The sequence below is a fragment of the Streptomyces aureus genome (genome assembly GCF_001418135.1).
In the GTDB taxonomy this organism is placed as follows: domain Bacteria; phylum Actinomycetota; class Actinomycetes; order Streptomycetales; family Streptomycetaceae; genus Streptomyces; species Streptomyces aureus_A.
In genome coordinates, this window is the sequence record NZ_LIPQ01000316.1 from 1 (window position 1) to 12,771 (window position 12,771).

The following is a 12,771-nucleotide window of genomic DNA, read 5'->3' on the forward strand; positions in this document are numbered from 1 at the left end:
GCCGAAGACCATGAGCCGGGCCGAAATGCTCCGCCGCCCTCCGCGCGTCCCGCCTGCGCAGCTCGTCGATGCGGCGGAGCATTTCGGCCCGGCTCATGGTCTTCGGCGGCTTCGCCTTCCGGGCGGCGGCCGCGGCCGCCGCCTCGGCCGCGACCCGGACGGGTACGCCCGTCACCGGCCGGCAGGCGCGGTGCGCCGGCCGGTTGTCACGGACGAGGACGAGCTTCTTCGGGCTGACCGGCATCGCGCAGACGACGCACCGCCTCAGCCCGGCAGCGCTGGATGTGGACACGGCGCCCCCCTTGTCACACTCGGCAGGAGGCGAGACTAGCGACCCGACCCGCCGCGGGTCAGGCCCTTTCCGTACTCCGGGGGTCCGGGCCTACCGCACCTCGACGAACTCCGAAGCCATGCGCGCCGCCCGCTCCTTCGGCGCGACCGCCGGATGTCCGATCGCGACCGCGCCCAGCGGGTCCCAGTCGTCCGGCAGGTCGAGGACCTCCCGTACGACGTCCCGGCAGAACATCGTCGAGGACACCCACGCCGAGCCCAGCCGCTCACCGGCCAGCGCCACCAGGAAGTTCTGGACGCCCGCGCCCGCCGCCACCACGAACATCTCGCGCTCGGCCGTGTCCCGGCGCGGGTCGCCGTAGTGGTGGGAGCCGTCCATGACGAGGCAGGGCACCGCCAGGTACGGGGCGTTGCGCAGGACGTCCCCGCGCCGGACCCGCTTCGCGATGGACTCCTCGGACCGGCCGTCCCGCCGCAGGTCCGCGATCCACGCGTCCCGCATCGCGTCGAGCAGACGTACGCGGGACTCCGCCGACTCCAGGAGCACGAACCGCCACGGCGTCGTGTGGTGCGGGGCCGGCGCCGTCAGGGCGGCCGCGACCGCGCGCCGTACCGCCCCGGGGTCGACCGGGTCGTCGGTGAACTCCCGTACGGTCCGCCGCAGCGTCACCGCCTCCCGTACCGCCTCCGACGTGCCCAGCCGGAACATGTCGTCGGCGGCGGCGCGCACCAGCGCCCGGGCCCCCGGCTCCTCGTCCCCGGCCACCACGTGCGGAAGACCCCGGACGACGGCCACCGGCAGACCCGCCGCCTTGCCCTTCACCAGGTCGCCCGCGGCGGCGAGTTCGTCCGCGGTGGCGACCACCGTCGCGCTCAGCGGATTGCCGAACGCGTCGGTCCCGCCGCGCAGATCGTCGAGGACCCGTACCCCGGCCGCGCCGATCGCCACGTCGGTGAGCCCGCCGCGCCAGGGCCGCCCGAAGGTGTCCGTGACGACGACGCCCACGTCGACGCCGAGCGCCTCGCGCAGCCCCGAACGGATGCGCCGCGCCGAGGCGTCGGGGTCCTCGGGCAGCAACAGGACGGTTCCGGAGGGGGTGTTGGAGGCGTCGACCCCGGCGGCGGCCATGACGAGCCCTTGCCGGTTCTCGACGATCCGCAGGGTGCCGCGCCGCGCCACCACCCGTACCGTCTCGGCGTCGATGGCCTCCTCGCGGTCGTCGGCGGCGATCACCCGCCCCTCGGCCTTGCTCACGATCTTGGAGGTGACGAGGAGGACGTCCCCGTCGACGAGTTCGGGCGAGACGGAGGCGATCAGCTTGGCCAGGTCGTCCCCCGCCGTCACCTCCGGCAACCCGGGCAGCGCCCAGACCCGGTACGAGGGAGCCTCCTGCGCCACCCCCGCCTCGACGGCCCGCGCGGAGCAGGCAGCGTCGACAGGCCCGGCCGACCCGACAGGCCCGACAGGCCCGGCCGACCCGACAGACCCAGCAGTCGCCTCGGTCACCGCAGCTCCTCCGCGAGCGCCAACGCCTCCCGTGCCATCGCGGCCGTCGCGTCGACGTCGGTCATCATCAGCGGGACCGCCCGGCAGCGGATGCCCGCCGCCTCGACGTCCGCGACCGCGCCCGCGTCGACGGTGTCGACGAGCCAGCCGCCGAGCAGCTCGGAACCGTAGTTCCTGGCGACCGCCGCCGCCGTCGACTCCACGCCCACCGCCGCGAGCACCTTGTCGGCCATTCCGCGCACGGGCGCGTCACCGACGATGGGGGAGAGGCCGACGACGGGCGCCCCGGCCGCGACGATCGCCTCACGGATTCCGGGCACGGCCAGGATCGTCCCGACGCTCACCACGGGGTTGGACGGCGGGAACAGGATGACGTCCGCCTCGGCGATGGCGTCGAGGACTCCCGGCGCGGGCTTCGCGGCCTCCGCGCCGACCGGCACGATCGCCTTCGCGTCGACGGAGGCGCGCAGCTTCACCCAGTACTCCTGGAAGTGCACCGCGCGCTGCTCGCCGTCGACCTCGATCGCCACGTGCGTCTCGACGCGGTCGTCGGACATGGGGAGGAGGCGCACGCCCGGCTGCCAGCGGGCGCAGAGCGCCTCGGTGACGGCGCTCAGCGGGTAGCCCGCGCCGAGCATCTGGGTACGGACGACATGGGTCGCGAAGTCCCGGTCGCCGAGGCCGAACCACTCGGGTCCGACGCCGTACGCCGCGAGTTCCTCCTTGACGGTGAAGGACTCGTCCGTGCGTCCCCAGCCCTGTTCCTCGTTGATGCCACCGCCGAGGGTGTACATCACCGTGTCCAGGTCGGGGCAGACCTTCAGCCCGAAGAGATGGATGTCGTCACCGGTGTTGCCGACGACCGTGATCTCCGCGTCCGGCGCGGCCTGCTTGAGGCCGCGAAGGAAACGGGCACCACCGATGCCACCGGCCAGAACCACAATGCGCATGCGAACAGTCTGTCAGCCGGAGGCTGATCGCATGCGGGGTGGTGGCCGGGAGGCGGGCGGGCCCGTCAGGCGACGACGGCGCCGGGGGCGAGAGGGGCGGAGACGGGGGCGCACTGCGCCTGGAGCGACTCGTGCATCGGCATCTCGGTGAGGCCGGGGAAGTAGACGTGCAGGCTGACGGCCGGTTCGAGGGAGTCGTTGACGACCTCGTGGACGTACCCCGGCGCGAACACCCGCTGCGAGCCCGGCGCGAGCGCCCGCGTGCCCCGCTCCGTACGTTCCGTCAGTGCGCCCTCCAGGACGGTCAGTACGCCGGAGGAGACCCCGTGGTCGTGGAGCCCGCTGCCCTGGCCGGGCACCCAGGAGAGCAGCCACACCTCGTAGCCGGGGCCGGTGCGCAGCCGGTGGTACCAGCGGGTGGTGGCGTCGTACTCGACGTACGGGGCCCACTGGGCGCGGTCGTCGGCGATCGAGCGTGCCAGGCCGGCGAACTCGGCCACCGTCTCGGGATGGGCGCGCTCGGGCTGGAGGAGGTGCGGGACCTCGAGGATGTCGCCGGCGATCTGAAGGTCGCTGTCCATGTTCATGGGTTGGGGAGGTTCCTCAGCAGAAACAGAAGCGGTGGGGGGTCACGGAGAAGAGGTGACGCGAGTGACGCAGGGTGACGCTGGGAGAAAAGCTGGAGCTCTACGGCATCAACAGCTGGGACAGCAACAGCAACAGCGCGCCTGGACAGCGCTGCGGAACCCACGGCTGTGGGTCGCGGAGAGCGCTGCGGTCGCTGGCATGCCACCAAAGGTGGCCGGAACGACACCCGACTGTCAACTCAATGCCCGATTTGGGGGTAATGTTTCACCTCATCCGGTTACCGTGAGCGGAGAAAGGTTTGTTCAGCCGCGGACCAGGACAGATGGCGCTTCAGCCGTGCCCGTAAACATGGCGGCGCCCGCGTGAGTGACCACGCTCGGTCACCACACGGATCCCGGCCGGTCCGTGACCGGACTGTGATCCGGGTCGCTTCCATGGCTGGATCGCAACAAGATCCAAGTCTCGGACGTCCTCCCTTGTGGAGGGTCGCGCACGGTGCAGCCAGGCCGGTGGCATGTGTCTCGTTTTTTGGTGATTTGAACACTTTCCGCATAGGCTTGGTTCCGCAGAGTGAATACGAGGCCCAATAGCAGATCTCGGCTTGACTCGCGCAGAGCACGAACTTGTAATTTCACTCGTGTCGTTCGGCCGGGTTCGCAACGGCAAGACCACGGGGACGCACAGAACAGACGAGGGGCGCACATGACCGAGTTGTTCCAGGAACTGCTGGTCGAGGACGCGGACGAAGAACTCGGCTGGCAGGAGCGCGCGCTGTGCGCCCAGACCGATCCCGAGTCCTTCTTCCCCGAGAAGGGCGGCTCGACCCGAGAGGCCAAGAAGGTCTGCCTCGCCTGCGAGGTCCGCTCCGAATGCCTCGAATACGCCCTGCAGAACGACGAGCGGTTCGGCATCTGGGGCGGCCTCTCCGAGCGCGAGCGACGCCGTCTGAAGAAGGCCGCGGTCTGAGCCGCCGCCCGAACCGCCGGGGGCCTGCGGGGCCCCGAGCGAAGCCTCCCGGCCCGGCGAACCGGGGTGCGCACACCGAGAGAACGCGGTCCACCGAGAACGGTCCGCCACCTGTGGTCCATCCCCGGGAGGCGGACCGTTCCGCGTGTCAGGACGCGGGCCGTTCCGGGTGTCAGGACGCGGACCGTCAGCTGCCGGGAGCCGAGCCGTTCCGCGCGTACCGCGGGAAACTCCACGCGTATCGCGAGAAACCCTTCCTCCCGCTCTGTCCACAGCGGCGGCGGACCGCTCCGCGCTCAGCCGTTAGTGTGGGCCTCCGTCCGAGACGCTTCCCACGCCCCCCGCGGGCGACCCCGGCCGGAGGGCCCGTAGCTCGATGTCCTCAACTCCTGAGTTTCCGCGACACGTCGTCACCGCCGTGATCGTCACCCACGACGGCGCCCGCTGGCTGCCGGACGCCCTCGCCGGGCTGCTCGCCCAGGAACGCCCCGTGCAGAACGTGGTCGCCGCCGACACCGGCAGCGCCGACGACTCGGCGCAGCTCCTCGCCGACGGCATCGGCGCCGACCGCGTCCTCCATCTCGCCCGCCGCACCGGCTTCGGTGCCGCCGTCGAGGAGGCCGCCCGTACCGCCCCCGTGCTCGGACCCGAGGACCTCCCCTATCTGAAGCGCCCCAGCGGCTGGGACCCGGTCAGCCGGACCTGGAACGACGAGGCGTACGACCTCCCCGAACTCCCGCACGGCGAACCGGTCCAGTGGCTCTGGCTCCTCCACGACGACTGCGCCCCCGAGCCCGGTGCCCTCGCCGAACTCCTCCGCGTCGCCGACTCCGACGCGGACGCCGCCGTCATCGGCCCCAAGCTGCGCGGCTGGTACGACCGGAAGCAGCTGCTCGAGACCGGCGTCTCCATCGCCCGCAGCGGCCGACGCTGGACCGGACTCGACCGCCGCGAGCAGGACCAGGGCCAGCACGACCAGGTCCGCTCCGTCCTCTCCGTCTCCACCGCCGGCATGCTCGTCCGCCGCGACGTCTTCGAGGAGCTCGGCGGCTTCGACCGCCGTCTGCCCCTCATGCGTGACGACGTCGACCTGTGCTGGCGCGCCCACTCCGCGGGACACCGCGTCCTGATCGCCCCCGACGCCGTCCTCCGGCACGCCGAGGCATCCGCCCGCGAGCGCCGCACCGTCGACTGCGCCGGGCGCACCTCCGCCAACCCGCACCGCGTCGACAAGGCCGGTGCCGTCTACACCCTCCTCGCCAACAGCCGCGGTGCCGCCCTCCCGTACGTCTTCGTCCGGCTGGTCGTCAGCACCCTGCTCCGCACCCTCGCCTACCTCGTCGGCAAGGTCCCCGGGCAGGCCGTCGACGAGGTCATGGGCCTCCTCGCCACCCTGCTGCGCCCCGAGAAGATCCTCGCCGCCCGCAAACGCCGCAAGAACCCCGTCGTCCCGGCGAACGAACTCCGCCCGCTGTTCCCGCCGCCCGGCGCCACCGTCCGCGCCGCCGTCGAGCAGTTCACCGCCAACTTCGGCGGCTCCGAGGCCGATTCCGGCGGATCCCGCCACGGCGTCGTGGAGTCCGGACCCGGCGGCGACGACGCCGACTACCTGGAGATCGAGCAGTTCGCCCGGCTCAAGAAGATCGCCCGCAAGCCCGGCCCGGTCCTCTTCGCCCTCCTGCTCCTCATCTCCCTGGTCGCCTCCCGCAACCTCTTCGCCGGCGGCTCGCTGGCCGGCGGCGCCCTGCTGCCCGCGCCCGACACCGTCTCCGAACTCTGGTCGCGGTACGCCGACGGCTGGCACGCCCTCGGCACCGGCGGCACCCAGACCGCCCCGCCGTACCTCGCCGTCCTGGCCGCGCTCTCCGCGCTCTTCCTCGGCTCCACCTCCACCGCGCTGACCCTGCTGCTCGTCTGTTCGGTCCCGCTCGCCGGCTTCACCGCGTACTTCGCCGCCCGCGGCATCGTCGAGTCGCGGCTCCTGCGCGCCTGGGGCGCCATCGCGTACGCGTTCCTGCCCGCCGCCACCGGGGCCCTCGCCACCGGCCGGCTCGGCACCGCGGTCCTCGCGATCCTGCTGCCGCTGATGGCCCGCGCCGCCGTCGCCGCCGCCGGCTTCAACCGGCCGGACCGGGGCAGCTGGCGTGCCACCTGGGCGTACACCTTCCTGCTGACCTTCGCCACCGCGTTCACCCCGGTCGTCTGGCCGCTCGCCGTCCTCCTCGGCCTGGGCGTCCTCGTCGTCCGCCGCTCCGACATCACGGCGTACGGGCTGCGCTTCCTGGCCGCCGTCGGCACCCCGCTGCTGGTCCTCGCCCCCTGGTCGCTGACCCTGCTCACCGACCCGGCCGCGTTCCTGCGCGAGGCCGGCCTCGACATCCGTACGGGCACGGCGACCGCGCTCGACCTGCTCGGCACCAGCCCCGGCGGCCCCGGCACCACCGGCGGCCTCCTGCTGGCCGGCCTCGTCCTCGCCGGCCTGGCCGGGCTGCTGCGCGAGGAGCGGCAGCTCGCCGTCCGCGCCGCCTGGGCCGCCGGCCTCGCCGGCCTCCTCTTCGCCGCCCTGTCCAACGGCGCGGGCGGCACCGGCTGGGCCGGACCCGCCACCCTCGTCTACGGCGCCGCCCTCATCGCCGCCGGCATGATCGGCGCCGAGGGCGGCCGCACCCGCGTCGCCGCCCACGGCTTCGGCTGGCGCCAGCCCGTCGCCGCCCTCATCGCCCTCGCCTGCGCCCTCGGCCCCGCCGTCGCCGCCGTCGGCTGGATGATCGCGGGCGCCGACGGCCCGCTGACCCGGCGCGACCCGGTCCAGGTCCCGGCGTTCGTCGCCGAGGAGTCCGGCACCCGCGACCAGCCCCGCACCCTCGTCCTCGGCGGCACCTCGCCCGGCGAGGTCACGTACACCCTGGTCCGCGGCTCCGGCGCCCGCCTCGGCGACGCCGAACTCACCGCGGCCGCCGAGGACGATCCGCGTCTCGACGACGTCGTCTCCCACCTGGTCGCAGGCTCCGGCGCCGACCAGACCCAGCAGCTCAGCGGCTACGCGATCCGCTACGTCCTGGTACGGGACGGGGCACCGCGCCAGATGAGCCGCGTCCTCGACTCCACCCCGGGACTCAGCCGCCTCAGCCAGATCGACGGCAGCGCGCTCTGGCGCGTGGACCGCGAGATCGCCCGCGTCATGATCGTCCCGCCGACGGCGAAGACCGCGGAAGGCGCGACGCAGGGCACCGCGGACTCCGCCAAGGCGCCGGCCGCCCCGGTCGCCGTCGCCGCCGGCCCCGTCGAGGCGCACACCGAGATCCCGGCCGGCCCCACCGGCCGCGTCCTGCGCCTCGCCGACCGCGCCGACGAGGGCTGGACCGCCACCCTCGACGGCAAGGAGCTGACCCGCACCACCGTCGACGGCTGGGCCCAGGGCTTCGAGCTCCCCGCCCAGGCCGGCCGCCTCGACCTCACGTACGACCAGCCCCTCACCCGTACCGCGTGGATCTGGGCCCAGGTCGGCCTCGCCGTCGTCCTCCTCGTCCTCGCCCTGCCCGGCCGGCGCCGCGAGATCGACGACGACCTGCCCGAGGAGGAGCTCGCGATCCCCGCCCAGGCGACCGAGGGCGACGGCCGCCGTGCCCGCCGCCTGCGCGCCGCCGCGGAGGCCGAGGCGGAGGGCGGGACCGCCGGGACCGGCGGCCAGGACCCGGCGCCGGAGACCACCGCGATCCCGGAGCAGCAGACCCAGGAGTCCCAGGAATGGGACGGCGGCTACGACCCCGCCTACGCACAGGCCCAGGAACAGCCGCAGGGCGGCCACCAGGAGCAGCCCCAGCCCCAGGCGTACGCCGAGCAGGGCTACTACCAGGAGTACGCGGCCGACCCGTACCAGCAGCAGCCGTACGCGTACCCCCAGCAGGGCTACGAGCAGCAGCCGCAGCAGTACGACCAGCAGCAGCCGTACGCCGACCAGGGCTACGACCCGCAGCCGTACGACCCCCAGCAGGGGCAGTACGGCCCGCAGTACGGGCAGGAACAGCAGCCGTACGACCCACAGCAGTACGACCCGTACGACTACGGCTACGGGCACCCCCAGGGCCACGAGACCGAGCAGCGTCCCGACGGGAGCAGCAACCAGTGAAGCGCACGACCCTCTCCCTGATCGCGGGCGCCACGGCGCTCGCCGCCGTCACCGGCTTCGCGTCCCTCACCACCCCGGACGGCGCCGCCGCCCCCCAGGTCAAGGCGCCCACCCGACTGCCGGTCGAGCGCGCGGGCCTGGCCTGCCCGGTACCCAGCACCTCCGAGGTGGCCGAGACCCTCTACACCTCGTACACCCCGCCCAGCGGCGGTACGGACCCGGCGAAGGGCGGCACGGGCGGCTCGGGCGCGGCCGACAAGCCGGCCGCCGCCACCGCCCAGCTGCGGCCCGCCGCGAGCACGACGACCTCCGGCGGCGCCACCAAGGGCGGCACGAAGGCGAAGGCCCCGACGGCCCCGGCCACCGTCACCGCCCCCGGCAAGCCCGTCACCGCCGAGGCGAACGGCCCCGCCGCACCCGCCCTCACCGGTGCGGCGACCGGCACCCTCGCCCCCGGCTGGACCGTCCAGCAGACCACCGTCGTCTCGGCGGGCGGCGCGCGCGGCCTTCTCGGCCTCAGCTGCGGCGCCCCCGACACCGACTTCTGGTTCCCCGCGGCCTCCACCGCCAAGGAACGCCAGGACTACGTCCACCTCACCAACCCGGACGACACGGCCGCCGTCGCCGACATCGAGCTGTACGGCCCCGAGGGCGTCCTCAAGTCCCAGTTCACCGAGGGCATCCCGGTCCCCGCCCGCTCCACGGTCCCCGTCCTGCTCTCCACCCTCACGGGCGAGGCCGCGCAGCCGTCCGTCACCGTCCACGTCACCACCCGCAGCGGCCGGGTCGGCGCGGCCATCGGCTCCGCCGACGAGAAGCTCGGCAGCGACTGGCTCGCGGCCTCGGCCGACCCGGCGAGCACCGCCGTGCTCCCCGGCATCCCGGCCGACGCCACCGCCGTACGCCTGGTGGCGTTCGCCCCGGGCGAGGACGACGCCGACCTGAAGATCCAGCTGGTCACCCAGAGCGGCACGATCGTCCCGGCGAGCGCCCGCTCCCTGCACGTGAAGTCGGGGATGACGGCCTCCGTCGAGCTGCCGGACCTCACCCGCGGCGAGGTGGGCTCGCTGATGCTCAGCCCGAGCGACCCGAAGAAGCCCACCCCGGTCGTGGCCGCCCTCCGGGTGGTCCGCGGCAAGGGCGGCGACGCCGAGGTCGCCTTCGTGCCGGCGACCGGGGCGATCGCCGCCCGCGCGACGGTCGCCGACAACCGGGCCAAGGGGACGACGCTGGCCCTGACCGCCGTCGGCGCGGCAGCGCAGGTGAAGGTCACCGCCTCGGCGGGTTCCGGCGGGGGGACGCCCGTGACGAAGACGGTCACCGTCAAGGGGGGCACGACGACGGCCCTGACCGACATGGTCCCCGCGGGCCTCAAGGGCTCCTACGCGCTGACCGTCGAACCGGTCTCGGGCGGCAAGGTGTACGCGTCGAGAACGCTGGCGGTGCCGCTGGACGGCACGCCGATGTTCACGGTCCAGACCTTCGTCGACGACCGGGGCACGGTCGAGGTCCCGTCGGCCCGCCAGGACCTGGGGGTCCTGGACTAGGGGCGAGGGCGGACGGCACGGGCGGGCCCCCACGGCCCGGCCCGCCGCCCGTACGGGGGAGAAACGGGTTCAGTCCTGCCCGTACCGAGGATCGACCGACTCGGGGGAGAGCCCGAGCAGCTCGGCGACCTGCTCCACGACGACCTCGTGCACGAGGAGCGCCCGCTCGTCCCGGTTCTTGGAGCGGATCTCGACCGGCCGCCGGTAGACGACCACCCGGGCGGGATCGTTCTTCTCGGCGGGCGCCGAGCCGCCCAGCGGCACCGTCTCGCCCGGCACCGCCGGCGGCACCTCCATGACGAGGAACTCGACGTCGGCGAGCTGCGGCCAGCGCCGCTCCAGACGCTCCACCGAGTCGAGGACGAGATCGCGGAAGGTGTCGGCCCGGCTCGCGGAGAGCGGCACCTGGGGCGGGGCGACGGGTCCCCGCATCCCGCGGCCGTGCCGGTCGCGGCGGCGCACCCGGGGCTCCGCCGGGGGCTCCGTGGAGTGGTGCGGGGGGCTCGGCGGCACAGGACTGTCCATCACTGACGCAGCGTAACCCTCATCGGTGCCCGTGCACCGTGGCGCATCCTCGCCACCTTCCCGGGTGTCCCGACAGCACCGCTCCACCCCCTGTCGAAACCTGAACGTTCCGGCCAACCGCCCGCCCTATTCGGGGGCCACTCGCGATCGGCCATCTGGTCGTGGTTGACCGGATCCAGACCCCCGCTTGTCCGGATCGACTCCCGGCGCCACCCCCGTGCGCCCCCTCCCGCGCAGGTCGGAGCGGTCGCCACTCGAAGGGGGGTGGCGGAGGTCACAGCGCGACACGGTGGAGTGACCTGAGGGAGAGTCGTCGCGGCCCGCTCAAGAGTGCGGTACCGTCCAACGTCGTGAGCCCTGTACGTCGCTGTTCGCGCACTGCGTGCGGCCGCCCTGCCGTCGCGACACTGACGTACGTCTATGCCGACTCGACTGCGGTCCTCGGCCCGCTCGCCACCTACGCCGAGCCCCACTGCTACGACCTGTGCGCCCAGCACAGCGAGCGCCTGACCGCCCCACGGGGGTGGGAGGTCGTGCGGCTGACCGACGGCTCCGCCCCGCCCCGCCCCAGCGGCGACGACCTCGAAGCCCTGGCCAACGCGGTCCGGGAGGCGGCCCGTCCCCAGGAACGCGCGGCCGAGGCCGGCGGCAAGGGCGGCGGAGGCCGCGGCGGCGACCCCATGGAGGTCGGCCGCCGAGGGCACCTGAGAGTGCTCCGCTCCCCCGACAACTGAGCGCAACCGGCCACCGTCCGCGTACCCCGCCCCCGCTCCGGGTAGTTTTGGCGTTCCGTACACGCGCCGCACAAGCGTGCCGAAGAACTCAGGAGGGTGGATCCGTGACTGCCGATCTGTCGCAGATCGTGAAGGCGTACGACGTCCGCGGAGTGGTACCCGACCAGTGGGACGAGTCGCTCGCCGAGCTCTTCGGTGCCGCCTTCGTACGGGTGACGGACGCGGACGCGATCGTCGTCGGCCACGACATGCGCCCCTCGTCGCCCGGCCTGGCGGACGCCTTCGCGCGCGGCGCGGCCCGCCTCGGCGCCGACGTCACCCTGATCGGACTCTGCTCCACCGATCAGCTGTACTTCGCCTCGGGCAGCTTCGACCTGCCCGGCGCGATGTTCACCGCCTCGCACAACCCGGCCCAGTACAACGGCATCAAGATGTGCCGCGCCGGCGCCGCCCCGGTGGGCCAGGACACGGGCCTGGCCGAGATCCGGGAACTCGTGGAGGGCTGGTCGGAGACCGGCGCGCCGGAAGCGGCTGCCACCCCGGGCGCGATCACGCACCGCGACACGCTCAAGGACTACGCGCGGTACCTGACGTCCCTGGTGGACCTGACGGCGATCCGCCCCCTCAAGGTCGTGGTGGACGCGGGCAACGGCATGGGCGGCCACACGGTCCCCACGGTCTTCGAGGGCCTGCCGCTGGACGTGGTCCCGATGTACTTCGAGCTGGACGGCACGTTCCCGAACCACGAGGCGAACCCGCTGGACCCGAAGAACATCGTCGACCTCCAGGCCCGCGTCCTGGCCGAGGGCGCCGACCTCGGGCTGGCCTTCGACGGCGACGCCGACCGCTGCTTCGTCGTGGACGAGCGCGGCGAGCCGGTCTCGCCGTCGGCGATCACGGCCCTGGTGGCGGCCCGCGAGCTCGCGAAGCACCCCGGCGGAACGATCATCCACAACCTGATCACCTCGTGGTCGGTGCCGGAGGTCGTCCGCGAGCAGGGCGGCGAGCCGGTCCGTACGCGCGTCGGCCACTCCTTCATCAAGGAGGAGATGGCGAAGACCGGCGCGATCTTCGGCGGCGAGCACTCGGCGCACTACTACTTCAAGGACTTCTGGAACGCGGACACGGGCATGCTGGCCGCGCTCCACGTCCTGGCGGCCCTGGGCGGCCAGGAGGGCGCCCTTTCGGCCCTGGTGGCGGCGTACGACCGCTACGCGTCCTCGGGCGAGATCAACTCGACGGTGGCGGACCAGAAGGCGAGCGCCGCCAAGGTCAGGGCCACGTACGAGAACGAGGACGTCACCCTCGACGACCTGGACGGCCTGACGGTCACGGCTCGGGACTGGTGGTTCAACCTCCGCGCCTCCAACACGGAGCCGCTGCTGCGCCTCAACGTCGAGGCCCGCGACGAGGCGACGATGGCGAGGATCCGCGACGAGGTCCTGGCCCTGGTCCGCACCACGGCCTGACCTCCACGCGCCACCCGACGCCGGGGAACGGGGCGCCCCCCGTCCCCCGGCGTCGGGTGGCGCGT

The 12,771-nt window shown here is 73.6% G+C and carries 10 protein-coding genes; 5 read left to right on the plus strand and 5 right to left on the minus strand.

Translation table 11 applies throughout. From position 1 onward, the window contains the following. From AOK00_RS25090 to AOK00_RS25105, 4 genes are all read right to left on the minus strand, one after another. Positions 1-292 (minus strand): hypothetical protein (locus AOK00_RS25090; RefSeq protein ID WP_159041842.1); only part of this gene is annotated, 292 nt, incomplete at its 3' end. Positions 293-382: 90 nt separating this feature from the next. Continuing rightward, positions 383-1,690 carry a coenzyme F420-0:L-glutamate ligase gene (locus AOK00_RS25095; protein ID WP_055602538.1) on the minus strand — a complete coding sequence of 436 codons (1,308 nt, stop codon included), beginning with the start codon at positions 1,688-1,690 and terminating at the stop codon, positions 383-385. Positions 1,691-1,794: 104 nt separating this feature from the next. After that, a complete protein-coding gene (cofD, locus tag AOK00_RS25100) occupies positions 1,795-2,748 on the minus strand; it encodes a 2-phospho-L-lactate transferase (protein WP_055602539.1) in 954 nt (317 codons plus the stop codon). A gap of 65 nt (positions 2,749-2,813) precedes the next feature. Beyond that, positions 2,814-3,335 (minus strand): cysteine dioxygenase, encoded by a 522-nt coding sequence (locus tag AOK00_RS25105; protein ID WP_055602540.1) that lies wholly within the window; start codon positions 3,333-3,335, stop codon positions 2,814-2,816. Between the two features lie 703 nt (positions 3,336-4,038). On the opposite strand from AOK00_RS25105, the gene AOK00_RS25110 reads away from it, so the two are divergent. The 3 genes from AOK00_RS25110 (at position 4,039) to AOK00_RS25120 (ending at position 9,978) form a co-directional block, all read left to right on the plus strand. Then, the gene (locus AOK00_RS25110) at positions 4,039-4,302 is read left to right on the plus strand and encodes a WhiB family transcriptional regulator (RefSeq protein WP_015033978.1); all 264 of its coding nucleotides are present in this window, start codon (positions 4,039-4,041) and stop codon (positions 4,300-4,302) included. Between the two features lie 376 nt (positions 4,303-4,678). Continuing rightward, positions 4,679-8,431, plus strand: a complete 3,753-nt coding sequence (locus tag AOK00_RS25115) for a glycosyltransferase family 2 protein (RefSeq protein WP_055602541.1) — start codon at positions 4,679-4,681, stop codon at positions 8,429-8,431. Beyond that, entirely contained in the window at positions 8,428-9,978 is a 1,551-nt protein-coding gene (locus AOK00_RS25120; protein WP_055602542.1) for a DUF5719 family protein, read from the plus strand. The genes AOK00_RS25115 and AOK00_RS25120 overlap by 4 nt, the downstream gene beginning before the upstream one ends. Before the next feature lie 69 nt (positions 9,979-10,047). On the opposite strand, the gene AOK00_RS25125 is transcribed toward AOK00_RS25120, so the two are convergent. Beyond that, positions 10,048-10,503, minus strand: a complete 456-nt coding sequence (locus tag AOK00_RS25125) for a metallopeptidase family protein (protein ID WP_055602543.1) — start codon at positions 10,501-10,503, stop codon at positions 10,048-10,050. Between the two features lie 299 nt (positions 10,504-10,802). Here AOK00_RS25125 and AOK00_RS25130 point away from each other — a divergent pair, with 299 nt between their 5' ends. Together AOK00_RS25130 and AOK00_RS25135 are read left to right on the plus strand one after the other, a co-directional pair. Further along, positions 10,803-11,237 (plus strand): DUF3499 domain-containing protein, encoded by a 435-nt coding sequence (locus tag AOK00_RS25130; RefSeq protein WP_079042180.1) that lies wholly within the window; start codon positions 10,803-10,805, stop codon positions 11,235-11,237. Positions 11,238-11,341: 104 nt separating this feature from the next. Continuing rightward, positions 11,342-12,706: a phosphomannomutase/phosphoglucomutase gene (locus AOK00_RS25135; protein ID WP_055602545.1), complete on the plus strand. Its 1,365-nt coding sequence runs from the start codon at positions 11,342-11,344 to the stop codon at positions 12,704-12,706. Positions 12,707-12,771: the final 65 nt, after the last annotated feature.